The organism is Methylobacter sp. BlB1 (genome assembly GCF_015476545.1).
Classification (GTDB): domain Bacteria; phylum Pseudomonadota; class Gammaproteobacteria; order Methylococcales; family Methylomonadaceae; genus Methylobacter.
The window spans coordinates 19,550-45,417 of sequence record NZ_JADMKV010000011.1; the positions used below are offsets into that span (position 1 = coordinate 19,550).

At 53.2% G+C, this 25,868-nt stretch carries 20 protein-coding genes; 13 read left to right on the forward strand and 7 right to left on the reverse strand.

What is annotated here, in order from left to right:
- Window positions 1-207: 207 nt before the first annotated feature.
- From IT781_RS06245 to IT781_RS06255, 3 genes are all read left to right on the forward strand, one after another.
- Window positions 208-693, forward strand: a complete 486-nt coding sequence (locus tag IT781_RS06245) for an NAD(P)-dependent oxidoreductase (protein ID WP_194969284.1) — start codon at window positions 208-210, stop codon at window positions 691-693.
- Entirely contained in the window at window positions 683-949 is a 267-nt protein-coding gene (locus IT781_RS06250) for a hypothetical protein (protein WP_194969285.1), read from the forward strand. Before IT781_RS06245 ends, IT781_RS06250 begins: the two co-directional genes overlap by 11 nt.
- A gap of 590 nt (window positions 950-1,539) precedes the next feature.
- Window positions 1,540-1,920, forward strand: a complete 381-nt coding sequence (locus tag IT781_RS06255) for a DUF805 domain-containing protein (protein WP_194969286.1) — start codon at window positions 1,540-1,542, stop codon at window positions 1,918-1,920.
- A gap of 70 nt (window positions 1,921-1,990) precedes the next feature.
- On the opposite strand, the gene IT781_RS06260 is transcribed toward IT781_RS06255, so the two are convergent.
- The 3 genes from IT781_RS06260 to IT781_RS06270 are packed head-to-tail and all read right to left on the reverse strand — an operon-like array spanning window position 1,991 to window position 7,800.
- Complete coding sequence (locus tag IT781_RS06260; RefSeq protein ID WP_194969287.1) at window positions 1,991-3,445, reverse strand: efflux transporter outer membrane subunit; 1,455 nt, start codon at window positions 3,443-3,445, stop codon at window positions 1,991-1,993.
- Window positions 3,442-6,642: an efflux RND transporter permease subunit gene (locus IT781_RS06265; RefSeq protein WP_194969288.1), complete on the reverse strand. Its 3,201-nt coding sequence runs from the start codon at window positions 6,640-6,642 to the stop codon at window positions 3,442-3,444. The genes IT781_RS06260 and IT781_RS06265 overlap by 4 nt, the downstream gene beginning before the upstream one ends.
- Before the next feature lie 3 nt (window positions 6,643-6,645).
- On the reverse strand, window positions 6,646-7,800 hold the full coding sequence (locus tag IT781_RS06270; protein ID WP_194969289.1) for an efflux RND transporter periplasmic adaptor subunit: 1,155 nt from the start codon (window positions 7,798-7,800) through the stop codon (window positions 6,646-6,648).
- Between the two features lie 169 nt (window positions 7,801-7,969).
- On the opposite strand from IT781_RS06270, the gene IT781_RS06275 reads away from it, so the two are divergent.
- Complete coding sequence (locus tag IT781_RS06275) at window positions 7,970-8,614, forward strand: TetR/AcrR family transcriptional regulator (RefSeq protein ID WP_194969290.1); 645 nt, start codon at window positions 7,970-7,972, stop codon at window positions 8,612-8,614.
- A 587-nt stretch (window positions 8,615-9,201) separates the two neighbouring features.
- Window positions 9,202-10,353 (forward strand): SIR2 family protein, encoded by a 1,152-nt coding sequence (locus tag IT781_RS06280; RefSeq protein ID WP_194969291.1) that lies wholly within the window; start codon window positions 9,202-9,204, stop codon window positions 10,351-10,353.
- 501 nt (window positions 10,354-10,854) lie between these two features.
- On the opposite strand, the gene ilvD is transcribed toward IT781_RS06280, so the two are convergent.
- From ilvD to IT781_RS06295, 3 genes are all read right to left on the reverse strand, one after another.
- Window positions 10,855-12,708, reverse strand: coding sequence for a dihydroxy-acid dehydratase (gene ilvD / locus IT781_RS06285; RefSeq protein WP_194969292.1), 1,854 nt, complete (start codon window positions 12,706-12,708; stop codon window positions 10,855-10,857).
- A gap of 63 nt (window positions 12,709-12,771) precedes the next feature.
- The gene (locus IT781_RS06290; RefSeq protein ID WP_194969293.1) at window positions 12,772-13,689 is read right to left on the reverse strand and encodes a DNA-3-methyladenine glycosylase; all 918 of its coding nucleotides are present in this window, start codon (window positions 13,687-13,689) and stop codon (window positions 12,772-12,774) included.
- On the reverse strand, window positions 13,686-14,279 hold the full coding sequence (locus IT781_RS06295; RefSeq protein WP_228778968.1) for a methylated-DNA--[protein]-cysteine S-methyltransferase: 594 nt from the start codon (window positions 14,277-14,279) through the stop codon (window positions 13,686-13,688). The genes IT781_RS06290 and IT781_RS06295 overlap by 4 nt, the downstream gene beginning before the upstream one ends.
- A 626-nt stretch (window positions 14,280-14,905) precedes the next feature.
- Here IT781_RS06295 and IT781_RS22705 point away from each other — a divergent pair.
- Entirely contained in the window at window positions 14,906-15,379 is a 474-nt protein-coding gene (locus IT781_RS22705) for a CBS domain-containing protein (RefSeq protein ID WP_194969294.1), read from the forward strand.
- Window positions 15,380-16,357: 978 nt separating this feature from the next.
- Complete coding sequence (ftsH, locus tag IT781_RS06305) at window positions 16,358-18,262, forward strand: ATP-dependent zinc metalloprotease FtsH (protein ID WP_194969295.1); 1,905 nt, start codon at window positions 16,358-16,360, stop codon at window positions 18,260-18,262.
- Between the two features lie 64 nt (window positions 18,263-18,326).
- On the opposite strand, the gene IT781_RS06310 is transcribed toward ftsH, so the two are convergent.
- The gene (locus IT781_RS06310) at window positions 18,327-19,304 is read right to left on the reverse strand and encodes a MerR family transcriptional regulator (RefSeq protein ID WP_194969296.1); all 978 of its coding nucleotides are present in this window, start codon (window positions 19,302-19,304) and stop codon (window positions 18,327-18,329) included.
- 342 nt (window positions 19,305-19,646) lie between these two features.
- Here IT781_RS06310 and IT781_RS06315 point away from each other — a divergent pair, with 342 nt between their 5' ends.
- The 6 genes from IT781_RS06315 (at window position 19,647) to IT781_RS06340 (ending at window position 25,867) form a co-directional block, all read left to right on the forward strand.
- Window positions 19,647-20,207 (forward strand): DUF937 domain-containing protein, encoded by a 561-nt coding sequence (locus IT781_RS06315; RefSeq protein WP_194969297.1) that lies wholly within the window; start codon window positions 19,647-19,649, stop codon window positions 20,205-20,207.
- Window positions 20,208-20,237: 30 nt separating this feature from the next.
- Entirely contained in the window at window positions 20,238-20,702 is a 465-nt protein-coding gene (gene lysM, locus IT781_RS06320) for a peptidoglycan-binding protein LysM (protein WP_194969298.1), read from the forward strand.
- 284 nt (window positions 20,703-20,986) lie between these two features.
- Window positions 20,987-21,856: a phosphate-starvation-inducible PsiE family protein gene (locus IT781_RS06325; RefSeq protein ID WP_194969299.1), complete on the forward strand. Its 870-nt coding sequence runs from the start codon at window positions 20,987-20,989 to the stop codon at window positions 21,854-21,856.
- A 142-nt stretch (window positions 21,857-21,998) separates the two neighbouring features.
- Window positions 21,999-24,143: an HAD family hydrolase gene (locus tag IT781_RS06330; RefSeq protein WP_194969300.1), complete on the forward strand. Its 2,145-nt coding sequence runs from the start codon at window positions 21,999-22,001 to the stop codon at window positions 24,141-24,143.
- Entirely contained in the window at window positions 24,136-24,984 is an 849-nt protein-coding gene (locus tag IT781_RS06335) for an HAD-IIB family hydrolase (protein ID WP_194969301.1), read from the forward strand. Before IT781_RS06330 ends, IT781_RS06335 begins: the two co-directional genes overlap by 8 nt.
- A complete protein-coding gene (locus IT781_RS06340; RefSeq protein WP_194969302.1) occupies window positions 24,977-25,867 on the forward strand; it encodes a PfkB family carbohydrate kinase in 891 nt (296 codons plus the stop codon). The genes IT781_RS06335 and IT781_RS06340 overlap by 8 nt, the downstream gene beginning before the upstream one ends.
- The last annotated feature ends 1 nt before the right edge of the window (window position 25,868 follow it).

A 25,868-nucleotide genomic window follows, 5' to 3' on the forward strand; every position in this document is an offset into this window, starting at 1 on the left:
TTCAGCCTGAGGCGCCCGGAAGCGCGGGCGATCTTTATGCCGTGCGAACCCGCAAGGGGCACAACTACCCAAAGGGCATAAATGAATTAGCACCTACTGAGAACCCTTTTATGGTTGTCAGCGGTCTGAAGAAGGTGGATATGTGAAATTTATGATCAGCCGTTAGCGGGATGCGGCGAGCCGATATCTTACCAGGAGACGAAACCGATGACACTTCCGAAATTATTGATCACCGGCCACAGCGGCCTGATCGGCAAAATTCTGTGGCGCGGCCTGGCAGACGCATTCGAACTCCATGGCGTCGATATTTGCCTGGATGAACAGACTGGAAACGTATTTCGAGCCGATATTTCAAACTTCGAGCAAATAAATGCCGTATTTGAACGAATCCCTGAGCTTGCTTGCGTGGTTCATCTGGCAGGCGATCCGCGTGTTGAAGCAGACTGGCAATCAACACTGATGAACAATGTTGTCGGGACCCGGAATGTCTATGAGGCGGCAAAGGCTCATAAGGTTAAGCGAATAATATTCGCAAGTTCAAACCCACGTTACAGGGGCTTACGAAGGTTTTCCTCCAAGCCTGCATATCCAGGCAAGCCCGGTCAAAATCACGACGCAAGATCCCATTCGCCCGGACGGATACTATGGCGTCAGCAAGGTTGCCGGCGAGGCGATTGCCAGAATGTATTATGACCTTCACGGTCTCGAGTCGGTATGTCTCCGCATTGGCTCGGTACTAAAGGACGATGATCCGACTAAGGTTGCCCGCAGCCAGAGCGTATGGCTCAGCCACCGGGATCTCGTGCAATTGGTGAAGAAGAGTCTTTTGGCTGAAGTCCAGTTTGCGATTTATTACGGAGTTTCGAACAACAGAGACCGGTTCTGGGATATTTCCAATGCCGTGGCAGAAATCGGGTATCAGCCTGAAGATGATGCTTCAACGCGCTGAACAAACGACAAAAAGCTGCTCCCTGGCCATCGATGCAAACAGGGAACTGTAGCGCTCAGCAAAGGCTCGGCATGAACCAAGTAAGGTAAGCACTATGACAAAACTCTCTTATGGAAAGCGAAGCGCGAAGACACTTAAGGCGAATGTCGGAGTAAGAGCTTGTGGCTCTGCAGCGAACCTTGATTAAGCTGTGCGAGAACCATTGGTCGGATATCCGCGGGCACGAACCCGTCTCCGGCCTGGCCCGCGCCATATGGGCAGTCAATCCGCACTGTGCGGATCCGACCGTGGATTTGTACGGTTATTCCGATTCAAGATTCCGCCGACCAAGGCATTAGTCGCCCTGGCGTTTGCTGAAATCGAGCGAAATGATGCTGAAGGCTGCAACAAGGGCACAAGTGAATTCGACGTCTACAACTGCGCAACATCAGTTACTAATGCAACAGAACCATTTTTATTCCTGGCGAATGAGACCTGAAGAATTCACAGTAGTCGCGTCAGGGTGGCCGGTAGTATTAGAATATTAAGCTGACTCGACTGTACTGAAATGCGATAGTATTAAGCATTAATATATTTTCTAGGAGAACGTTATGAATTGGTATCTGGAAGCAGTTAAGAATAAATATGCCGTGTTTGACGGACGGGCGCAGCGGCAGGAATTCTGGTATTTCATGCTGTTCTATTTGCTCATTTATTTTGCCTTGTCCGTCGTTGATCAAGTGACAGGGGCTTTTAATGAGCAAACGGGTACCGGATTATTCAGCGGGATTTATGCGCTGGCCATGCTGATTCCATCTCTGGCTGTGGGGGCGAGGAGATTGCACGACACGGGGCGCAGCGGTTGGTGGCAGTTGCTTTCGCTGATTCCTGTCCTCGGCGTTTTGGTTCTGATTTTCTTTTTCGCGCAGGACAGCCAGCCCGGCGACAATCAATACGGGACTAACCCCAAGTCAGACCAACAGCCTATCTAGCGATGGATGCCGCGATTTGCGATTACAGCGTATCGCATTCGCGGCAAGCTTTCCCATCAGCCAGCCTTTTCTAAGGCAACAGTCGAGCAGGTCTTTCCAGGGCGACAGTCGATTCCCAGCCTCCGCCCAAAGCTTTGTAAAGCGCCGCCAGCGCAGTCGCCGTGGCGGTTTCGCTCTGCGCCAGACGGTCCTGGTCTTGCAACAGGCGCTGTTCGGTGTCCAGCACAGTCAAAAAGTCGGTCACGCCTTCCTGGAAACGCAAATGCGCCAGCTGGTGGGCTCTTTCGCTGGCTTTAGCGGCTGTGGTGAGCAATGCCCGCCGGGCCCGCTCGCGATTGTAATTAACCAGTGCATTTTCCGTTTCCTCCAATGCATTAAGCACCGTTTGCTCGTATTGAGCCAGGCTGGCCTCGGCGCTGGCATCGGCGGCCTTGATGCGCGCGTACACGCGGCCCAGGTCCAGTGCGGCCCAACTGATTCTGGGGCCGGCAGAGTAGGTGTCCGAGCCCGTCGCGCCGAGGCCCGACAGGGTGCTAGCCTCAAGAGAAATAGTGCCGACAAAGGTGACGCGCGGGAAAAGATCGGCCGTGGCGACGCCGACGAGAGCCGTCGCGGCTGCCAACGTGCGTTCGGCAATACGGATGTCGGACCGCCGGCGCAGCAGTTCTTCGGGATTGCCTATCTGGATGAGCTCAGGAATTTTGGGCATTTGCACAGGCTGTTCCAGTTCCTTGGTCAAAGCATCCGGCAATTGTCCGGTCAGTACGCCGAGCCGATGGATAGCCCTGAAAATGGCGCTCTCTATCGGCGGGATAATGGCCCGTGTGGAATCAAGCTGAGCCTGGGCTCTTGAGGTGTCGAGTTCCGTGCCGCGCCCGTTTTCAAGCCGGATGCGCGTTATTTCCAGCGTCTGGGTCTGGTTTTCGGCGTTCTTCCTGGCTACGGCCAATTGGTTTTGCAGGCCGCGCAGTTCAAAGTAATTTCTGGCTACCTCGGCGATCAGGCTGACGCTGAGATCCCGAAGGCTGGCTTCCTGCGCTTCGACTTCGTCGCTGCTCGCTTCGACATTGCGGCGTACGCGGCCAAAAAAATCGACTTCCCAGAAAGCGTCAAAACCGATGTTGTACAATTTCAGTTCGCGCGGCACGAAGGCTCGGTTGTTCAAAGAGCCGACACTGCGTTTCTGCTCGTTATAATTGGCGTGCGAACTGACAATGGGGAACAGGTTCAGTCCCGCTTCCATATAGAGCGCCCGTGCTTCGCGCAGGTTGGCGCGGGCTGTTTCCAGGTCGCGGTTGTGCTGTATGGTCTGGTCTACCAGCGCCGTCAGCTGTTTGTCATCGAATAGCTTCCACCAGCTGACTTCTATGCCTTTCTGGGAAAATTCGGGCTGGATGCCGTGGTGAAAGGTTTGGGGCATATCGGTTTTCGGCGTTTCATAATCCGGGCCGACTGCGCAGGCGCTCACCAGCGCGGCGGTCAATAGAGTCATGACGACGCGGGATTGGGTTCTGTACTGGATCATAGTTCGGTACCGGAAGAAGGCTCATGAATCGGCAAGTTGCCGGTCTTGGCTCTGGATGGCCGCAGGCGCTGCGCCAGCGCCTGTACGGTCACATAGAAGACCGGCGTCAGCAACAAGCCGAACAGGGTTACGCCAATCATGCCGCTGAACACGGCCGTGCCCAGCAGTCGCCGCGACTCTGCGCCCGCGCCTTCGGACACCACCAGCGGAAACACGCCCATGATGAAGGCGAACGAGGTCATCAAGATTGGGCGCAATCTGATTCGGGAGGCTTCCACGGCGGCTTCGAAGCGGTTGAGGCCGCTTTCCTGCCGCTGCTTGGCGAATTCCACGATTAAAATCGCGTTCTTGCTGGCCAGCCCCACCAGTACGATAAAGCCGATCTGCGTGAAGATATTGTTGTCCATATGGCTCAACCACACGCCGGTCATGGACGACAGAATGCACATCGGCACGATCAGGATCACTGCGAACGGCAACGACCAACTTTCGTATTGGGCTGCCAGCGCCAGAAACACGAAGATAACGCTGAGCGGGAAAACAAGCAAGGCCACGTTGCCGGCCAGGACCTGCTGCAGGCTGAGCTCGGTCCACTCAAAGTCGAACCCGGGCGGCAGCTCCGCTTTCATCAGCTGGCTCATGATGTCGATAGCCTGGCCGGAGCTGACGCCGGGCAGCGTGCCGCCGTTGATCTCGGCCGCCGGATACATGTTGTAGCGCGTGATCTTGTCCGGTCCGGTAATTTCCTTGACATTGACCAGCGAGCCGAGCGGCACCATGCCGCCTTGCTGATTGCGCGTCTTGAGCTCGGCAATGTCTTCAGGCTTCATGCGGAACTCGGAATCGGCCTGCGCCATAACCTGGTAAGTCCGTCCGAAGCGGTTAAAATCATTGACATAGAGCGAGCCCAGGTAAATTTGCAGCGTGTCGAAGACTTCCTTCAAAGGCACATCCATGGATTTGGCACGCGCGCGGTCGACGTCCAGGAACAGTTGCGGCACGCCGGAGCGGAAAGTCGAGAACAGTCCTACCAGGCCGGGCTGCTGGTTGCCTTTGGCGATCAGTTCCGAGTTCACCTGCTGCAAGGCATCAATGCCGGCCGCGGTTCGATCCTGGATTTGCAGCTTGAAACCGCCCACCGAGCTCATGCCCCGGATCGGCGGCGGCGCAAACACGGCGATATGGGCATCCTTGATCTGCGCGAGGCGCTGCTGGAGATTTTTGATCACGGCATCGGCATGCAGATTTTCGCGGCCGGCCCGTTGCTCGAAGTCATTAAGCCGGGCGAACATCGTGGCGACATTGGACTGGCTGGAGCCGCTCAGGATCGAGAAACCGGCATAGGCATTCAAATGCTTGACGCCTTCGGTCTCCAGCACGATGCGCGTTGCCTGCTGGACCACTTCCTGAGTACGCTCCAGCGAAGCCGCATCGGGCAGTTGCGCATACAGAATCAGATAACCCTGGTCCTGCTGCGGGATGAAGCCGGTCGGCACTTTTTCGAAAGCCAGGAAGTTGAGCCCGTTCAGCCCCACATAGAGCGCCAGCACGACCACAGTCATGCGGATCAGCCGCCCGACCAGGCGCGAGTAGCCTTCGCTGAACCGGTCGAAGAACTTGTTGAAGCCGTTGAAGAACCAGCCGAACAGGCGGTCGATCACCCGCGTGAGCTTATCTTTGTCGCCGTGCGCCCGATCCAGCAGCAGTGCGCACAGGGCAGGGCTCAGGGTCAATGAATTAAACGCCGAGATGGTCGCCGAGACGGCGATAGTCAATGCGAACTGCTTGTAGAATGCGCCGGATACGCCGGTAATAAAAGCTGTCGGCACGAACACGGCGATCAAAACCAGGGCCGTGGCGATAATGGGGCCTACGACCTCGTCCATGGCCTTGCGTGTAGCCTCTCGAGCCGACAGGCCCATGGAAATGTGGCGCTCCACGTTCTCCACGACGACGATGGCGTCGTCCACGACGATACCGATGGCCAGCACCAGGCCGAACAGCGACAGGGTGTTCAAGGACAGGCCCATGGCAGCCATGACGGCGAATGTGCCGATCAGCGAGACCGGCACGGCGAGCAGCGGAATAATCGTGGCGCGCCAGTTCTGCAGGAATATCACGACCACGACCACGACCAGCAATATCGCTTCGAACAGCGTCTTGACGACGGCGCTGATGGATTGCTGAATGAACACGACGGTGTCGTAGACCATGTTGTATTCAAGGCCTTCAGGGAAGCGCGTCTTCAGCCTTTCCATGGTTTCGACGACGGCTTTTTTGGTATCCAGCGCATTGGAGCCCGGCAGCTGGAAAATGGCCAGACCCACGGTGGGATCGCCGTCCAGAAACAATCCCGAATTGTAGTCTTTGGCGCCCAGCTCGATGCGGGCCACGTCCTTGAGCCGGGTTATCTGGCCGTCTTCGCCTTTCTTGATCACGATATCGGCGAACTGCTCGGCCTCCATGAGCCGGCCGAGCGTGCTGACGGTGTACTGAAAATCGGTGCTTTCCTTGTAAGGCGGCTGGCCGACCACGCCGGCTGCTACCTGAATATTCTGCTCGCGGATGGCGTTGATCACATCACTGGCAGTCATATTGCGGGATGCTACCTGCTCGGGGTTCAGCCAGAGCCGCATGCTGTAGTCGCGGGCGCCGAACACCATGATTTCACCGACGCCGGGCAGCCGCGCCAGCGTATCCTTGATTTGCAGCAATGCATAGTTGCTCAGGTAAACGCTGTCGTAGCGCTTGTCCGGAGAGACTAGGTTGACGACCAGGCTCAGGTCGGGGCTACGTTTCTTGACGCTGATGCCTTGCCGCCGGACTTCTTCAGGCAGCTTGGGCTCGGCCAGCGCCACGCGGTTCTGCACCAGCACCTGGGCTTTGTCCAGATTGGTGCCCGGCTTGAATGTCACCGTCAGAGCCATGAAGCCGCTGTTGGTGGACTGCGAGGACATATACAGCATGTCCTCGACGCCGTTGACTTCCTGCTCGATGGGCGTCGCCACGGTTTCGGCCACAACCTGGGCATTGGCGCCGGGATAGGTTGCGCTGATGACGACAGTGGGCGGCGCGATTTCCGGATATTGGGCAATAGGCAGACCAATCAGCGCCAGACTGCCGACCAGAACAATCAGAATAGACAAGACCGATGCAAAGATCGGCCTATCAATAAAAAAGTGAGTGAAGCGATTCATGATTTATTGCTCTATCGGCTGCTCGGCGAGCGAGATACGTTCCGGATTCACCTTAATGCCCGGTCTGAGTTTTTGCAGGCCTTCGACGACGACCCATTCCTCGGCCTTCACGCCTTCCTTGATCACGCGCGACTGGCCGATGCGGGCGCCCAGCGTCACTTTACGGTATTCCACCTGGTTGTCTTTATTAACGACCCAGACGAAGCGTTGCGCCTGATCGGTCGCGATGGCTTTGTCGGGCAGCAGGATAGCCGGATAGGGGACACTGCCGCGCACGCGCATGCGGGCGAAAAAGCCGGGGCTCAGCAAGTCGTCCGAGTTGGAGAACACGCCGCGCAGTGTGACTGTGCCGGTAGCCGTATCCTCGCGCGGCGAAATGTAGTCGAGGTTGCCCTGGTGCGGGAAGTCTATCTCGTCAGCCACGGCCAACTGCACGGGCGCGCCGATGTGGCCGCCTCCGGTTTGCTGGGCCAGACGGCGATATTTCAGCACCGAACGCTCATCGGCATCCACGTAAACATAGACGGGATCGGTAGAGACGATAAAAGTCAAGAGCGTGGCATCGGCGCCGCCGCCGCTGACCAGGTTGCCCTCGGTTATCAGTTCGCGGCCGATGCGGCCGTCAATCGGGGCGCGTACTTTGGTGAAGTCCAGGTTCAGTCGGGCCGTGACAACATTGGCTTCCGCGGACTGAACCGCCGCTGCGGCTTCTCGCAAACCTTTGCTGCGGGCATCGTGCTCTTCTTCGGAAATCGCTTTGGCGCGAAACAGGCGTTCGGCCCGCTCCAGGTCATTCTTGGCTAGCTCGCGCTTGGATCGCGCCCGTTCCAGCTCAGCCTCGGCATAGTTCAACTGGGCACTGAAGGGCTTGGGGTCGATCAAGAATAACAGATCGCCTTTTTTTACTTTTTCCCCGGCTTTGAAGTTGACCTTTTCGAGATAGCCGCTGACCCTTGCCCTAACGTCTACCGAACTGACGGCTTCGATGCGGCCCGTGTACTCATCCCATTCAGTAACATCTTGAGCCAGGGGCTGGGCGATCTTGACGCCAGGCGCCTGGCCTTGAGCTTTTTGGGCTTCCGGATCGTTCTGTTCGCCGCATCCGGCTATCGCCAATAAGGTGATGAGAGTCAGCAGAACTTGCCGGCCATAATGCATTGATATCCCTGGCGAGTCTGGCCGACGGATGAGAGTCCATATGGGTGTTGCGTTTTTCATCCCTTTTGTACCTTGATGTGAAAGGAAAAAATAAATGGTAAAACATATTACCTTTTAATTTACGGTATGATCATAGTCCGAGTCAACTAATGTTTTTATGAGTGAACAAATGATTAAATGCGGGCGCCCCCGTAAGGGCGAGGAGCGTCAGAGCCGTGACCGGTTGCTGGATACGACGCTCAAGCTGTTTCTTGAATACGGCTATGGAAACCTGAGTCTGGAAACCATTGCCAGGGAGGCGCATGTGTCGATGCGTACCATTTATAATCAATTCGGCGGCAAGGCCGGGCTGTTCGGTGCGGTTATAAAGCGCGCCAGTGATCCGTTTATCGAAGTCCTATCGGAGGGGCTTCTGGAGGGCCGGCCGGAGGAGGCGCTGATTGCTTTCGCCAAACAGTTTCTTTTCGGCATTACTCGGCCGGATGCGGTACGCATACGCGCCATACTGATAGGTGAATCATTGCAATTTCCGGACCTTGCCATGCAGTTCTATGAACAAGGGCCGCAAAGAACGCTGGATCATCTTGAGCAGTTTTTTATCCGGCAGCAGAAAGTCGGCTATTTTTCCGACGTGGATCCGTATTTTCTTGCCGAACAATTTATAAGCGCATTGCGCGGTGAAAAGGTTTTTAAGCTGCAGCTCGGTTTAGACTCAACGCCGGATGAGGCGCAAATTGATATCTTGGCCCGGCAGGCCACGCGCTTGTTTCTGTATGGCTGTTTGTCAAGCGGGCAGGATGGTGCTAGTGGTTAGTCTAAGCGTCATACGGATGCGCTGGTGCCATCACAAAAGGAAAAATGAAGTTAAAAATCTCCCGGGCAAATGCCCTGGGAGTCATCAAATGATAGTTGAGGGAAGCAATATGAAGCGAATGCTCAGGGATAATTACATCAATTTCGCATTATTCCTTTTACGGTTCTGGTTTACGTTGCTGGCAATAGTGGCTGTTGCAAATAGAGTGGACGAGATAATGTATTCGCCTGAAACAAACCCGTAAAGGCCTGTTACAAATACCAAACCAGTCAAAATATCTTTAGATAGATCGTTCATTTTTCAGTTTTTTGTAAAAAATAATAGTTGTTCTTGAGGATGAGATTACTATACATGTGGCGCAGATAATTAACTATATATAAAAAATAAGATAAATTGTTTCTTTTATGGATACAATCATGTCACACTAATTTAATATTAGTAAGATAGAGGGTAATGAAATCAATGGCATGTGAACTGGTCTAATTATTTAGTAAAAGTCAAAATTCAAAACGGCTGAAGATTATGAAAGTTCCGTTAGGCTTGTAATGTCAAATGTCTTGCAATTAGTAATGCTACTAAACTGATAAATGATGAATTCACCGAAAACATTTGCTTCCCTGGTTGAACAGCATTCCTTTAAAGGCAAGAAAACAGCGCCATTGTGTAATTTTTCATTTTTTCTGGGAGCCGGTTTTCCTAAGTCGTGGGATGAGCGATTCCCTTTGGAAAATCAGTTGTTTGAGTTCAAATACAAGGAGTGGATGCCTCGCGGCAGGGCTCTGGAGCAATTTCTTACGCTCAATAATTATCAGGTGCATGGACTGGATATAACCTGCGAGCTTTTTAAAGACATCGTTTACCAGATCGGCATGATGAAAAAGTATGCCGCCGTCAGATCGAGATATCTGGACGAACAGAATATCGCCATCGTTGAAAACGAGCTCAAGGCGCTGATCGTCGAAAAATTTAAAAACATGGCGCCTGCGTATCCCGTTAATCCTGATCTCGACAAATTTTGTTTCGACACCCGATTGACCGATGACCAGCAGACTATATTGCAGCTTTTTTTACGGCTGCTTACAGATGCCGATGGTTCAGAGAGTTTGCCTGAAGGCGTAAGACCGCATTTCATCACCACAAACTACGATGCCACCATTGAGGCTATTCTGGACAATTGCGCGGGGCCGGATGACTCATTTTTACGATATACCTATCGGGGGATCACGCCGCGCCAGTGTTCCGGCAAAAGCAGGGCTACAACGATACACGATCATGGCTTTGTCAATAATCTGCTGAAAATTAATGGTGGGTTTGAGATTTATGAAACCCCTGCAGGCTATGAATTTGATTACAGCGAGAGAGATTTCGCCTGTCTGAAATTAAATCCGCCGCAAATCATGCTGCCGTCGCATGAGCAGGATTATCAGCAAAACTATTTTCAGGCCATATTTCCGAAGGTTATCCGGTTGCTGCACGAATCGACTGTGCTGGTGATCGTCGGCTACAGTCTGCCCGAAGAAGACGCGTTAGTGCGGCTGATTCTCAAACAGTTCGCGGAAGATCGCAGCGACGGTTATAACAAGGTGGTGTTTTACATCGACCTGGCTATCGATGATACGCAAATCAGCAGGGTCAATAAGATCTTTCACTATTCCGGAGAACGAAGAGGATTGACGGTTATTCCTTACACCGGCAAGTTCTCGGCCTGGGCAGGAGCTGTACTGGATAATCTGAACTGATTGTGTCGAATGGCGTTACTAATACTGATGTTACGCAGTCAGTTGAATACAGATCGGTTTGGCTAAAGTGTCGCTAGTGCGACGGCTTTATTTAATCGGGTTCTCGCACCCGAAGGCGAGTTCCTTTTCTTTGCGCGGCCAAAGAAAGGCCGCCCGGTTGCCGCTTATTTCCTGCGCTCCTCGCTTTCGGCGAGGGTTGCCAGAAGGGCCATCCTTAGCCCTCTGGCAACGCGCGGCATCCCTGCCGCGCCCCTGCGAGCTGTTCTCGCCGAAAGCTCCGGTGCTCGGCGCGGCAAACGGGACAGGGTGCTCGTCGTAACATCAGTTTAATTGGGACGGGTTTAAAAAAGCACACCAGCGGGAAGGTTGTTTGAATTCAGCTGTAGGGGCGAATTCACTTGATAGGCATAACTATTTTGGCCGAATCATTCAAGTTTGGAAGTCTGCTGGAGCCAACGGGTATAGCTCCAGCAGACATCGTCCGCGTGCAACGGAGAGCTTTTACTTTCGCTCTACCAGAGACACATCTCTCACCGCACCCTTGGCAGCAGAGGTGGTCATGGCGGCATAGGCTCTAAGCGCAGCCGATACGTTGCGCTGACGGCCGATCGGTTTCCAAGCCTGTGGGCCTCTGGCGATCATCGCGGCGCGGCGGCGCTCGAGTTCTTCGACAGACACGGCCAGATGGATACGGCGATTGGGGATATCGATTTCTATCGTATCGCCTTCTTCCACCAGACCGATGGCGCCGCCTTCGGCCGCTTCAGGCGAAGCGTGGCCGATACTCAGGCCGGAGGTACCGCCGGAAAAACGGCCATCGGTAAGCAGTGCGCAGGCTTTGCCCAAGCCCTTGGACTTCAGATAACTGGTCGGATACAGCATTTCCTGCATGCCGGGGCCGCCTTTCGGGCCTTCGTAGCGGATCACAACCACGTCGCCCGGCTGGATTTTATCGCCGAGAATGCCGGCAACCGCGGCATCCTGGCTTTCGAATAGGCGGGCGCGGCCGGTAAACTTGAGGATGCTGTCGTCTACCCCGGCAGTCTTGACGATGCAGCCATCCAGTGCGATATTGCCGTGCAGTACCGCCAGGCCGCCGTCCTGTGAGTAAGCGTGCGCCTTGTCGCGGATACAGCCGTTGGCGCGGTCGTCGTCCAGTTTCGGATAGCGCTGGGACTGTGAAAAGGCGACCGTGGTAGGTATTCCGCCGGGTGCGGCACGGAAAAGTTCCTTGACTGCTTCGTCCTGGGTGCGTTGGATGTCCCATTGCTCCAGCGCGGCGCCCAGGGTGGCGCTATGCACGGTCGGCACTTCGCGGTTGATGACGCCGGCGCGATCGAGTTCACCCAAAATGCCCAGCACGCCGCCGGCGCGATGAACGTCTTCCATATGATATTTCTGCGTAGCCGGTGCGACTTTGCACAGGCAGGGCACGCGCCGCGAAATCGCGTCGATATCCGACATCGTAAAATCGACTCCGGCCTCGTGCGCCGCCGCCAGCAAGTGCAACACGGTATTGGTGGAACCGCCCATGGCTACATCGAGGCTCATGGCATTTTGAAACGCTTCGAATGTCGCGATCGAGCGCGGCAGCACGCTGGCATCATCTTGTTCGTAATAGCGCTTGGCCAGTTCGACGATCAGGCGGCCGGCGCGCAGGAACAACTGCTCACGGTCGGCATGCGTGGCCACCAGCGAGCCGTTGCCGGGCAGACTTAGGCCCAGCGCTTCGGTCAGGCAGTTCATGGAGTTGGCCGTGAACATGCCTGAACAGGAACCGCAGGTAGGGCAGGCGGAGCGTTCCACCGCAGCCACTTGCTCGTCGCTGATGCGATCGTCGGCCGCTTCCACCATCGCATCCACCAGATCCAGCGCGCGGATTTCGCCTTTCCAGTTAACTTTGCCCGCTTCCATCGGTCCGCCGGACACGAACACTACAGGGATGTTCAGGCGTAAAGCGGCCATCATCATGCCCGGGGTGATTTTGTCGCAGTTGGAAATGCAGACCAATGCGTCGGCACAGTGCGCATTGACCATGTACTCCACGCTGTCGGCGATCAGGTCGCGGCTAGGCAAGCTATAAAGCATCCCCTCATGGCCCATGGCGATGCCGTCATCCACGGCTATGGTGTTGAATTCCTTGGCCACGCCTCCGGCTTTTTCGATTTCCGCCGCGACGAGCTGGCCCATATCTTTCAGATGCACATGGCCGGGCACGAACTGGGTAAAGGAATTGGCAATGGCGATGATGGGTTTGGAAAAGTCTTCGTCTTTCATGCCGGTGGCGCGCCATAGGGCGCGCGCACCTGACATGTTGCGGCCGAAAGTGCTAGTACGGGAACGGTATTGGGGCATAATAAATCTCGAAGGATCTTAAGGTTTGAAATTGAAGCGCTAGATGATACTCCAATCGAACATTTATCTCCACTGACGCCGCGATGCGCTGGAAGCCAGTTTCCATAAATGCGCGGCCGCCAAAGCCCGCCACGGTGCGAAGTTTTCCAGCCATTGCCGGGTTTGGTTTTCATCCATCGGCTCAACGTGGTCCAGTAATATCTGCAAGCCGCGGCGGACTGCGGCATCACCATGCAGCGAACCGTCCAGCCAACCGTATCCGCGCAATAGTGCATAATCGACAGTCCAGGGGCCTATGCCGCGAATTTTCAATAATTGTTGACGAATTTGTTCTATCGGCGGCTCCTTCAGATCGCCATTCAGTTCCAATTCACCGGACACTATCCTTTTGCTCACAGCCAGCAAAGTCTGCGCCTTGCTTTGCGAGAAACCGGCCCGGCGCAAGTCGTCGCTGCTTAAATCCGCTACATGCCTTGCATCCGGGTAGCAATAGAGGCCGCCGGAATGCTGTAATCCGACCAACTGAATGAATTTACGGCGTATTGAAATAGCGGCGGCAACGCTGATTTGCTGCCCAGTGATCGCCCAAGTCAAGGCTTCAAATGCCGATGCCGAGACTGGCACGCGTAATCCGGTTTGTTTTTTGACCAGCATTCCAAGCTGGGGATGCTGGCTGACACTTTCCTCGAAAACAGCAATGGGCTGATTTAATCCGAGCATGCGCAAGGCCAGCGTGGATAATGCGTCAGCTTCGAATGAAGCTGATGGATGATCGATGCTGAGTTCTATTTCAGCGCACTGGGATGAAAATCGGAGCGTCAAGCAGGCCGGTGAACCTTGCCAGACGATCCCTTTGCGCACTCGGTCGGCATCTACGGCTTCGGCAACAGATAAAGTATCGCGCGCATGGAAAGACAGAATATCGGTTACCCGATAATTCGCAGGCAGCGGCAGTGTGCAAGCCATCACATGGGGCTTCATGCCGGGTTCTCTCTCCGCAACAGTTCGGCTTTACGCTTCACGCCCCAACGGTAACCGGACAAGCTGCCGTCCGAGCGGACTACTCTATGGCAAGGAATGGCTACCGCCAAGGTATTGGCCGCACAGGCGCCCGCCACCGCTCGTACTGCTTTGGGCGCACCGATGCGCTGTGCAATATCGGTGTAGCTCGCTTTCTCGCCGACCGGGATTTGCCGCAAAGCCTGCCAGACCCTTTGTTGAAATGCGGTGCCGCGTATGTCCAGCGGTAAATCCAGGCCAATCGCCGGGGCTTCGACAAAGCCAACCACTTTAGCGACCCATTGATCGAACTCATGATCGCCGCCGATGAGTTCGGCTTGGGGGAAACGGTCTCGTAACTCCCGAGCTAAGAGATCCGGACCGTCGCCCAAGGCGATGGCGCAAATGCCGATTTCGCTGGCCGCCACCAGAATAGAACCGAGCGAGCATTCACCCAAAGCAAAACGAATTTGGCTGTTGGCGCTGTAACCGGCATGAGCGCGGGCAAGTACAGCCTGCCGACGAGGATCATCCTCTGTTTTCAAATAATGTGTGTTAATTGGTTTCGGCATCTGAATTTTCGTATTCGTTGATATCTGCCGATTAATTTAACAAACCGTTGCTGTTAAACATTCCGAGTCTTGCTCTCAAAACCGGCGTGGCTGCGTGTTGATGAAGTAGGAACTGTACTTATCACTTGTTTGAAATATTATAAGTTTATGGGCATGGAAGTTGTACAAAAGTTATGCATTGAAAGAAGATGTCAGGGTAGAACAAGGCGGGTTAAAACATTCCTCCACCGGAAAGCCAGTTCGTGATAAGAACGAATTGAAGCGTTTTTGGCGCTGCCGCTGTCCGAGTTGAAAAGCGCCCCGTCCCGTTTAAAAGAGGGGTTGGACCGGATCGACACGCTGTCATAATTGCTGTTTGAATAATTCAATAAAAATTTCGAATGGAAATTATCCAGGTAGTCGTTCCCATAGCACGTTACGGCAACGGCATGTTGTATTAAGGTCGACCGGCAAACCTGCGATTTTCTATTGTTGCGTCAGCGCGTTGCCTGAGAATTGATTGAGATCGACGTTGTGGCAGCCATCATGGCCGCCATTATGCAAGCGTTCCACGGTTCAAGGAGGGGCCGACAGGAGTTGAACGGCTATGTATGCCTAACTAACTTATTAAGATAGGGAGAATGTCTATGTTAATACGAGATTATATGACTACCAATCCGATTACCGTCAGGCCGGAAACTCCGGTTAAAGAGGTGGCGGACCTGCTGATCGCCAATCGCATCAATGGCGTTCCCGTTGTCGACGATGAGGGCAAATTGCTCGGCATTGTCACAGCTGAAGATTTGATTCACCGCGGGCTCGACGAGCGGCTCAAACCCCGGGATTCCATCTGGAAGGAGAATTTCTGGGTTGCCTTCTTTGGTCCTAAAAACACTCAGTCTGACAAGGCCCAGGGGCATACCGCCGCCGAGATAATGGCTCAGGATGTGTACACCGTTAAACCGAACATGCGCCTGTTCATGGCGGCCCGGCTTATGGTGGATCATGAAGTGACATCGTTGCCCGTAGTGGAAGCCGGAAAACTGGTGGGTGTCATTTCCCGGATCGACCTTCTGGCTCGTTGGGAAGAACTCGAAAGCCATTTGGAAAGAGAAGAATAACGCGCTGGTTATCTTACTGATTGTTCTTGTCACCATTGTGCCGGTCCCGACTGCCGCGCCGGTTGGGCACCGGCAGGCGTTCTGGCCTATGCCTTCATGTCCTCTACGGTGAAGCATTCAGACTGATAGCATCAAAAATTATCAGTAGCTGATTATCAACTATTTTTCCAAAAACCTCATTTTATATTATAATTTTCTAATAAGGTTTGGCTGCTCAGGTCTTTTTGTACATATTTTGTCTAATTATAATTAGACAAAGGCCGGGCTACTGATTATTATGGGATGAAGATTAGGTGGAGAATCAGGTGGTTATCGCTTCCGAAGTGCCGCTTAGTTCATGCGCTGTTAATTTACTAGGTTGAAAATAACCTAATAAAATCAATATGTTATTATCCTATCGATCAGATTGTAATCTAACTAGGCTTACAAAGACGTCATTATTATGACCTATTTAGATAAACTGCGGTCAAAACAATGAGTTAGGCAATGCTTACCTATCGCCCTCAAATCATTTCACAGTGAGTCTTGGCATGAAGTCGTTGCAGGAAATCAGCAAAGTTATAGATTCAGATCGGATCAGTGATATGCCGAAAGCAAGACAAGCCATAAAAACAACGCCCGAAGAATCAGCCCGAAAAAGTTGGGGTTTATATGAGCCTCAGGTTTTTTTATGAAAAATTTCAACCGCTTCCCTATAGCTAGATATTCTCTTTGAGGATGTCTTGATGATTAGGCCTGGGTTTTAACATCGTGCTTTGCTAACGGAGGATGGAGTGCACGGGCAAAGCGCAGTAAAACCTGATATGGAACTGATAAGGAAAAAGGCGAGATACATTTTTTTACGTATCTCTTCAATTCTGCAAGTTAATATAAGTAATTGTCTATAATGATATTTTTATGCATAAAACCAAGCAGTGCCCGTAAGCACTCAGACATCGCCAAGGTGTTGATCGTACCGCCAAAGCCAGGAGACAAATCATGAAGAAATATTCGATGAATTTACTGCTTTGGGGTGTTGTTTTGATCGCGGCGGCGGTAATCATTACCCGGCTGAACTCAAACCCTCCAACGGATAACTCCATAGCCTATTCAAGTTTTATTGAAAAAGTCAAACATCGTCAGGTTGAGCGGGTGGAAATTCTGGGGAATCTCATCAGAATCCGCACATCGGAAGGTCAAACATTTGAGACTATTAATCCTGATGATCCCCACCTTATTGATGATCTGCTCGAAGCCGGCGTCCAGATAAAAACCTACGCACCAGAACAACAATCATTTCTCGCGCAATTATTTATATCCTGGTTTCCTGTATTGCTGCTGGTTGCTATATGGGTCATCTACATGCGCAGAATGCCTGGCGGAGGTGTGGGAGGCAGCATGAACTTTGGCAAAAGCAAAGCCAAAATGCTGACCGAAGACAATATGACCGTCAAATTTGAAGATGTCGCCGGCTGCGAGGAAGCCAAGGAAGAGGTGGTCGAACTGGTGGACTACCTGAGAGATCCTCACAAGTTTCAGAAACTGGGCGGCAAAATGCCGCGCGGCGTGTTAATGGTCGGCCCTCCCGGTACCGGTAAAACCCTGTTGGCGCGTGCCATTGCCGGTGAAGCCGGAGTTAAGTTTTTCAGTGCTTCCGGTTCCGATTTCGTTGAAATGTTCGTCGGCGTTGGCGCTTCCCGGGTCAGGGATATGTTCACTCAGGCTAAAGAGCATGCGCCCTGCATTATCTTTATCGATGAAATCGACGCCGTTGGCCGTCAACGCGGCGGTGCCGGCGCGGGGGGCGGCAATGAGGAGCGCGAGCAGACGCTCAACCAGTTGCTCGTGGAAATGGACGGTTTTGACGGTAATGAAGGCATCATCGTTATTGCCGCGACCAACCGGGCCGATATTCTCGATAAAGCGCTGCTCAGGCCGGGGCGTTTTGACCGTCAGGTAAATGTCGGGCTGCCCGATGTGCGCGGCCGTGAGCAGATTTTGAATGTGCACCTCAAGAATGTGCCGGTTGCCGAAGATGTCGAGCTGAAGTACATAGCGCGCGGCACGCCGGGATTCTCAGGCGCGGAACTGGCCAATATAGTCAATGAAGCGGCGTTGTTTGCAGCCAGGGCCAATAAGGAAGAAGTCAACATGCAGGATCTTGAGAGAGCCAAGGACAAGATTCTGATGGGCGCCGAGAAACACACCATGGTTATGTCGGAAGACGATAAATTATTAACGGCTTATCACGAAGCCGGGCATTGTATCGTCGGGCAGAAGTCGCCCGATCACGATCCGGTCTATAAGGTCAGCATCATGCCTAGAGGCCGGGCGCTCGGCATCACCATGTTCTTGCCGGAAAGAGATCAGTACAGCGCCAGCAAACGTAAACTGGAGAGCCAGATAGCGGGTCTGTTCGGCGGCAGAATTGCCGAACTGATGATTTATGGCGGCGACCGCGTGACCACAGGGGCTTCCAATGATATCGAGCGCGCAACCGAGCTGGCCCGCAATATGGTGACGCGCTGGGGATTTTCGGACAAACTCGGGCCGCAGGTTTACGGCGAGGAGGGCAGCCAGCCTTTCATGAGATATTCCGGCTCTCAGGGCGGTCCTGTTTCCAGTAACGTCGCTCACATGATCGATGAGGAAATACGTCTGGTCATCGACCGCAACTATCAACGGGCGGAAATCATTCTGCAGGAAAACATCGACATCCTGCATAAAATGGCCGATGCACTGATGAAATGGGAAACACTGGATCATCAGCAAATCGAGGATCTAATGGCGCGCAGAGACGTCAGACCGCCTCAGGACGGAAACGATTATCAAGGCAATCAGTCTAATTCGGGTAGCAAAGGGCAGAAAAAAGCAGATGCCGACAAAACTACCGAACAGATTTGAGGTGCGCTCATTCTGGGGGGATTAAGGTTTCCCCCTCTTTTTGAATCAGAACTACTTGATCCGGTTAAGAGTAGTCATGAAGCGAAGTTTGAATGCGTAAACGGTCCAGAATCAGTTTGAAGTGTTCATAGTTCTGAACGCTTAAAGCGCCAACCTCATCCAGGACGGCTTGATAATCGGATGTCGCTCTCCCGCCGGCAATGAGAGCGACATCTTTTCCTATCAGTTTGTTCAGACGTCTTATCTCTCTATTGATGACATGGTCATCAGTTCTGAAACTGATGCTGACTGCTACCGCGCAAGCGCGGGCATATTTAACGGCGGCGGCAATTTCTTCAGCCGGCAGATTGGGTCCCAGATAAGTGACGTGCCAGCCTTTGAATTCGGCGATAATCGTGGCCAGCAAGGCGCCTATTTCATGTAATTGGCCTAGCGGTGTGCTCATAATTAAGCGTGGAGCCTGTTTTGGGCTGGGTGCGCTGGATCTCAGGATATAAGCCAGGGAACGGATTATGGCCGTAGCCATGTGTTCATGCGCCGGCCTCAACAAACCGGCTTGCCAACTTTCACCAATCTTGTTCAGTAAAGGCGTCAGCAAGTGCTCGATAAAAGGCATTGGCCCCAGCTCGGCAATGGCATTTTCACAATGACCTTCTAGTACCGCGGCTTCGAAAGCAATGATGGCGCTGAAGCATTTCTCCAGATACTCTTCCGCCAGATCGCGATTGTTGGCGCGTATTGGAGTGACAACGCCCATCGGCTGTTTTGCCGCATGGGTATCTCTTTTGAGCAGGGACTGCAATTCATCCAGAGAGAGCCTGGCAATCCGGCCGATACTGTGGCCATTGCTTATAGCCTGGTTGAGCAATTTTAATCTGGCGATATCCTGGTCTGTATAGACACGCTGCCTGCCCGCTGTGCGGGAAGGTGTCACGGCCTCATAGCGCCTTTCCCAGGCTCTGATCAGGTCGGTTTTGACGCCGGAACGTTTTGAAACGGTACTGATTAAATATTGCGCTGGCTTGGCCTGATCTTCATTCATGCACGAGAGAGTGATAGGGTTTTTAAAAAATTATACCACAACACTTTTACAAAAATTTGACGCAGGACAATATTTAAAGTGCTTTAATACATTGTATTTCTTAGTTATTGAATAAATTGAATTTAATAGTGGAGGTTATTTTTGTTGAGCGTTTATTTAGCCAGTCCCATGGGCCGTTTCAAGTTTTCCAGAACTTAAATCTCAAGTTGTTGATCTGAATGTAGGAAATAGTCGATGTTTTTTATTCGGAAACGAGGAAATCAATAAGCGGCTTTTGATCCAAAGCGGTATGCACCGGTGGTGCTTATTAGTAGAAGCCACAAGCCACGAGGAGGTTGAGCGATGAGTCTATTAGATGCTGTTCTAGGAAAGCAGAATGCGGACATGGTTGCCAAGTTGGCGCAAAGCGTCGGTATTGATCAAAGCGATGCGCAGAATATTGTCAGGCAATTGTTGCCTGCTGTCTCCAGAGGAATCAAATCCAACGCGACAAGCGGCGAAGGACTGCAAGGGCTGTTGAACGCCCTAAAGACCGGCAGCCATCAACGTTATATTGATCATCCCGAAGCATTGCAAGAAGAAACTGCAAAAGCGGACGGAAACGCAATTTTGAGCCATATTTTCGGCAGTAAGGATGTCAGCCGCAATGTGGCGGCTCATGCCGCCCAGGAAACAGGCGCAGATACGGGCATTGTCAAGCAGTTACTGCCCTTGGTGGCAGCGGTGGTCATGGGCGCCTTGAGCAAGCAGACGTCCGGTAAGACCTTATCCGCCGATTCAGCGCAAAACTATGGACAAGCCGGGGCCAATTCGCCGGGTAATTGGATCACGTCTTTTCTGGATGCGGATAAAGATGGCGATATCACCGATGATTTATTGAATCTTGCCAAGAAATTCTTTTAATCGCTTTTCAAACAAGCACTGGAGGATGATATGGGACTATTAGATTTTGTTAAAGATATCGGCGGCAAATTGTTCAATAGGGATGACGAGGCCGCGGATAAAATTACGGAACATATTATGGCCAGTAACCCGGGAATCAGTGATTTGGGTGTTACCTACAAAGACGGCGAAGTGACCTTGATCGGTAAGACCGATAGCGCGGAAGCGGCGCAGAAGGCCGTACTGATGGCCGGGAACGTCAAAGGCGTCACTAAAGTCGTGCCGAAAATCGACATCGTTGAAGCGACCTCGGCAGGCCAGGATGCCGCATCGGCGTTGGAACCTGCAAATGTCGAGTACTACGTGATTGCCAGCGGCGACACTTTATCGAAAATTGCCAAGAAATATTATCACGACGCCAATCAATATCAGCGCATCTTCGAAGCCAACCGGGAAGTCATCAAAGATCCGGATTTAATCTACCCGGGCCAGAAGATTAGAATTCCATTAGGTTGACGATTATTTCACTGCCCGAAAGGCAGTCGGCATGCTCTTTCATTCGACCGGATGAAAGAGCATGCCTTTATAGTCAGTTGAGCAATAGTCGAATTGATGGATGCAAAACTCGGCTTGATATAAGAAAGCCCAATCATTCAATCCCTTCAGTTTCAATATGAATTTTCCGGCAAAGCCATACTAAAGTTTTCTGATTCGTTCTCAAGTATCTGAAACGGACAATTAGCCTTTAATGCTAGGAATCTTGCTTGACGATTGGAGTCTAGTGTTAGAGGAAAACAGCTATGATCAGATTGATTTTTGCAAGTACAGCTCTGAAAGACTGGAATGCCGAAGAACTGTTAGGGCTTTTGAAAATCTGCCGCACCAATAACAGCGCCAGAGATATTACCGGCGCGCTTATTTATTTGCACAGGACTTTTTTTCAGATCCTGGAAGGCGACGAGCAAGCCGTTGATGAAACCTTTGAAAAAATACAAAAAGACATGCGGCACAAAGACGTTACCCAGATTGAAAGAAAACCGATTGCCGAACGGGATTTTCCCTATTGGAGCATGGGATTTGAGAAGCTGGACGAACACGATTTGAACACTTTCAAAGACTTCCCCCATTTTTTTGACAAGGAATTTACGCCTGCCGGCATTGCTGCGCACCGAGGTATAATCGACCCCTTAGTCAACCTTCTGCGCGTCAAACTGATCAAGCATGTGAGCGTAACGAAGCATGAAGAACTGCCCATAGACCATGAAGACTCGTTTATTCAGTTCCTGCATCGCACGATTCGCACGGGCGTCAAGTTTCTGGCCATGCTGATGACTTTTGTGATACTGCTCGGCATCGTCGATGTCATCTATGTGATTTACGAAAAAATGACGACGCCGCCTTTTCTGCTGATGACCACTGATGAAATCCTGGATACTTTCGGCGCATTTCTGGCCGTACTGATCGCCATTGAGATTTTCTTGAATATCACTTTGTACATCCGCAGTGATGTGATTCCCGTTAAGCTGGTGGTGGCGACCGCTTTGATGGCGGTTGCACGGAAAGTCATCGTCTTTGATTATAAGCATTTGCCTTATGAATATGTCGGTGCAACGGCACTGGTTGTTGTGGCATTGGGCATTACTTATTGGTTGATTCAGAAAAAGGAATAGCGCCTGAAACTGCGTGGAACCAATAGTGTCAATGGATTCAATACAGGCTCTGCTGATCTATGAACGGCAGAAAACTCAAATTTTACGAAGAGATAAGATGAAAAAGGAATGCGAAACACCTATTAACCTCTAGCTGACTGGAATGGTTATGACAGGCAAAACAGATCCCCTTTATCTGCTTCTGATCAGTGTTCACGGCCTGATTCGCGGCCACGATCTTGAACTGGGTCGTGATGCCGATACCGGCGGCCAGACCAAATACGTCGTTGATCTGACCCGGGCGCTGGCGTTACGCGACGATGTAGAGCGCGTCGATCTGGTAACCCGGCAGATCATAGATGCCAATATCAGCGCCGACTACGGCGAACCGGTTGAGCGGCTTCAGGATAAGGCCCGCATCATTCGTATCGCCGCAGGTCCGGACGGCTATTTTCGTAAAGAGGAGCTCTGGGATTATCTGGATATATTCGCAGACAATCTGCTGCACTGGCTGCACCAGCAGCCGCGCATGCCCGATGTACTGCACAGCCACTATGCCGATGCGGGCTACGTGGCCATGCGTCTGGCTCATCTGACCGGCATTCCGCTGATTCATACCGGGCATTCCCTGGGACGCGACAAACGCGGCCGGCTGCTGGCGACGGGATTGCTCAATGAGTCCATTGAACAACGTTACCATTTATCCCGGCGCATCAATGTCGAGGAAGATGTTCTGGCCAATGCCGAATTGGTCATTACCAGCACGAACAACGAAATCGCCGAACAGTACGAGCTTTACGACTATTACCATCCCGAGCGCATGGTGGTCATCCCGCCGGGCACTGATCTGGATCAATTTCATGCGCCGGACGGTTCGGAGATAAACACAGCGATTCACAAGAGCCTGACGCGATTTTTGAAAGAACCCGAAAAGCCGATGATCCTGGCGCTATCGCGCCCGGATGTGCGCAAGAACATTGCGACTCTGATTGAAGCCTACGGCGAATGTCCGAAATTGCAGCGACTGGCCAATCTGGTCATCGTGGCCGGTTGCCGCGACGATATCCGCGAAATGGATGAAGGCGCCCAGTCCGTGCTCACGGACATCCTGCTCCTGATCGACTGCTACGATCTGTACGGGCGCATTGCGCTCCCCAAACACCACAACCAGGAAGACGTTCCGGTTATCTACCGTCTGGCGGCTTTATCGAAAGGCGTGTTCGTCAATCCGGCGCTGACCGAACCGTTCGGCCTGACTCTGCTGGAAGCGGCGGCATGTAGTTTGCCGCTGGTCTCGACCGAAAACGGTGGCCCTGTCGATATTATCGGCAACTGCCATAACGGTCTGCTCATCGATCCGCTCGATAAACAGGCCTTGGCTGAAGCGCTTATGACACTGCTCAAAGACCGGCAGCAGTGGCGGACATTTTCAGAGAACGGCCTGACCAATGTCCGTAAATATTATTCCTGGCAGGCGCATGCCGAGAAGTACGTGAACAGCATCAGGCCCTTGCTCGGCCAGCAGATGCCGCTGCCCAAAGTCGCCCGCTCACGCAACTCCCTGCGCTATCAGGACCGGGCCATCTTCACCGATATCGATCAGAGTCTGCTCGGCAACCCGGAAGGCTTGCTGGAATTTGCCCGCTATATCCGCGACAAGCGCAGGCATGTCTTTTTCGGCATCGCAACCGGGCGACGGCTCGACTCGGCTCTTGCGGCGCTGAGGAAGCACCGTATCCCGACACCGGACGTATTGCTGACCAGCCTGGGCACGGAAATCTACTATGCGCCCCATATCACGGCCGATATGGCCTGGGCCCGGCACATCGATCACTATTGGAATCCGGGAGCTATCCGCAGGATCATGAGTGAAATGCCTGGCCTGACCTGGCAGCCCAAGAACGAGCAAAGCCGTTTCAAAATCTCGTTCTATTACAATGCGGATATTGCGCCGTCCCCGGACGAGATCAATGCGCGGCTGCGTCAGGAAGAACAGGTTGTCAATGCACGGCTCGCTTTCGGGCAATATTTCGATATCGTGCCGGTGCGCGCATCCAAGGGGCTGGCGTTACGCTATTTCGCCCAGCAGTGGAACATTCCGCTGGGACGGATACTGGTCGCCGGCGGATCGGCCGCCGACGAGGACATGATGCGCGGCAATACGCTGGCCGTCGTCGTGGCTAACCGGCATCGCGAGGAACTTGCGCAACTGGATGAACCGGAGCGTATTTATTTCGCACGGCAACCTCATGCGCTGGGCATTATCGAAGCGATCGAGCACTATGATTTTTTCAACAACAATGACTGAACGGCTGTTAATCTGTACCGATCTTGACCGCACGCTGCTGCCGAACGGCAACGCGCCGGAATCGGCATCGGCCAGGGCGCTGTTCGCGGCCCTGGCCGCGCGCCCGGAAGTTCTGCTGGCTTATGTTTCGGGACGGCACAAGGCGCTGGTGGAGCAGGCGATAGCCGCATACGAACTGCCGTGCCCCGACTTCGTCATCGGCGATGTCGGCACCAGCATTTATGCGATAACGGCCGAGGGCTGGCAGGAATGGCCGCAATGGATAGCAGCCATCGCGCCCGACTGGGCCGGCCGCGATCATGCCGACATGCGGCAAATGTTCGGGCATCTGGCGGAGCTGAGGTTGCAGGAAAGCGCCAAGCAGAACCGCTTCAAGCTCAGTTATTATGTGCCGATAGAGGCCGATCTGCCCCGGCTGATGGCGGCGATGCGCGGCCTGCTAGGGGAGCAGGGCATCCAGGCCGACCTGATCTATAGTGTCGATGAGACCGGTCCAATCGGATTGCTGGACGTGCTGCCGGCCAGCGCCACTAAAGTCCATGCCATCGAATTTTTGATGCGGGAGTTAGGGGTCGGCATCGAAAATACCGTGTTCGCCGGCGACAGCGGCAATGATCTGCCGGTGCTGATCAGTCCGATTCGGTCGGTGCTGGTTGCCAACGCCAGCGCCGATGTGCGCCGAGAAGCCCAGGCGTTGGCAACGTTGCGCGCGACAGGCAGCGCGCTTTATCTCGCCAAAGGCGGTTTTATGGGTATGAACGGCAATTACAGCGCCGGTATTTTAGAAGGTGTCGCACATTATCTGCCGCACACGCAACAATGGATGAAAATTAATGACTAATAAACCTATTACAGTGTTCGGCGAAGTGTTGTTTGATCATTTTCCCGACGGCAGCTGCGTGCTCGGCGGCGCACCGTTCAATGCGGCTTGGCATTTGCAGGCTTTCGCCCAGGCTCCGCGTTTTATCAGCCGCATCGGCCGGGACCCGTTAGGCGATGCCATTGAAGCGGCCATGCGGGCATGGGGCATGGCTGTGTCGGGCCTGCAACGCGATAGCGAACATCCTACCGGCTCGGTGCAAGTCATGATCGACGATGGCGAACCCCGTTACGCGATCCTGCCGGCACAGGCCTATGACTTCATTGCTGCCGATGAGCTGGCCGTGGAAATACACGACGGTCTGCTTTATCACGGCACATTGGCGGTGCGGCATGAGGTGTCGAGACGGGCGCTGGCCGTATTAAAGGCCCGGCATCGCGGCAAAATTTTTCTGGATGTCAATCTGCGCGCGCCGTGGTGGAAAAAGGACGATGTGCGGCGGTTGCTTGACGATGCCGACTGGGTCAAGCTCAATCATCATGAGCTGGCTGCATTGCAGCCGCTATCAGGCGACATCAAAGCCGATATGCGTGCGTTTCAGAGGGCTCATAACCTTGAGGGATTAGTTGTAACCTATGGCGATCAGGGCGCGCTGGCGGTCGACGCGGCGGGCAATCATGTCAATGTGGCGCCTGCGCCGGCTCTGCAGGTACTCGATACGGTCGGCGCCGGCGATGCCTTTGCCGCCGTTCTGCTGCTCGGCCTGAACATGGGCTGGAATATAAAACTGACCATGGAGCGCGCGCAGTGTTTCGCTTCGGCGCTGGTCGGCCGGCGCGGCGCGACGGTTCAGGACATTGGCTTCTACCAGCCTTTTATAGAAGCCTGGGCACTCAATCAGTAGC

Excerpts from the sequence above, each read along its gene's own strand:
- IT781_RS06340 (WP_194969302.1), top strand. The coding sequence starts at position 24,977 with ATGACTAATAAACCTATTACAGTGTTCGGCGAAGTGTTGTTTGATCAT.
- IT781_RS06250 (WP_194969285.1), top strand. The coding sequence starts at position 683 with ATGTATTATGACCTTCACGGTCTCGAGTCGGTATGTCTCCGCATTGGC.
- IT781_RS06275 (WP_194969290.1), top strand. The coding sequence starts at position 7,970 with ATGATTAAATGCGGGCGCCCCCGTAAGGGCGAGGAGCGTCAGAGCCGT.
- ilvD (WP_194969292.1), bottom strand. The coding sequence starts at position 12,708 with ATGCCCCAATACCGTTCCCGTACTAGCACTTTCGGCCGCAACATGTCA.
- IT781_RS06315 (WP_194969297.1), top strand. The coding sequence starts at position 19,647 with ATGAGTCTATTAGATGCTGTTCTAGGAAAGCAGAATGCGGACATGGTT.
- lysM (WP_194969298.1), top strand. The coding sequence starts at position 20,238 with ATGGGACTATTAGATTTTGTTAAAGATATCGGCGGCAAATTGTTCAAT.
- IT781_RS06280 (WP_194969291.1), top strand. The coding sequence starts at position 9,202 with ATGATGAATTCACCGAAAACATTTGCTTCCCTGGTTGAACAGCATTCC.
- IT781_RS06325 (WP_194969299.1), top strand. The coding sequence starts at position 20,987 with ATGATCAGATTGATTTTTGCAAGTACAGCTCTGAAAGACTGGAATGCC.
- IT781_RS06260 (WP_194969287.1), bottom strand. The coding sequence starts at position 3,445 with ATGATCCAGTACAGAACCCAATCCCGCGTCGTCATGACTCTATTGACC.
- IT781_RS06270 (WP_194969289.1), bottom strand. The coding sequence starts at position 7,800 with ATGCATTATGGCCGGCAAGTTCTGCTGACTCTCATCACCTTATTGGCG.
- IT781_RS06335 (WP_194969301.1), top strand. The coding sequence starts at position 24,136 with ATGACTGAACGGCTGTTAATCTGTACCGATCTTGACCGCACGCTGCTG.
- IT781_RS06245 (WP_194969284.1), top strand. The coding sequence starts at position 208 with ATGACACTTCCGAAATTATTGATCACCGGCCACAGCGGCCTGATCGGC.
- IT781_RS06295 (WP_228778968.1), bottom strand. The coding sequence starts at position 14,279 with ATGCCGAAACCAATTAACACACATTATTTGAAAACAGAGGATGATCCT.
- IT781_RS22705 (WP_194969294.1), top strand. The coding sequence starts at position 14,906 with ATGTTAATACGAGATTATATGACTACCAATCCGATTACCGTCAGGCCG.
- IT781_RS06255 (WP_194969286.1), top strand. The coding sequence starts at position 1,540 with ATGAATTGGTATCTGGAAGCAGTTAAGAATAAATATGCCGTGTTTGAC.
- IT781_RS06330 (WP_194969300.1), top strand. The coding sequence starts at position 21,999 with ATGGTTATGACAGGCAAAACAGATCCCCTTTATCTGCTTCTGATCAGT.
- IT781_RS06265 (WP_194969288.1), bottom strand. The coding sequence starts at position 6,642 with ATGAATCGCTTCACTCACTTTTTTATTGATAGGCCGATCTTTGCATCG.
- ftsH (WP_194969295.1), top strand. The coding sequence starts at position 16,358 with ATGAAGAAATATTCGATGAATTTACTGCTTTGGGGTGTTGTTTTGATC.
- IT781_RS06310 (WP_194969296.1), bottom strand. The coding sequence starts at position 19,304 with ATGAATGAAGATCAGGCCAAGCCAGCGCAATATTTAATCAGTACCGTT.
- IT781_RS06290 (WP_194969293.1), bottom strand. The coding sequence starts at position 13,689 with ATGAAGCCCCATGTGATGGCTTGCACACTGCCGCTGCCTGCGAATTAT.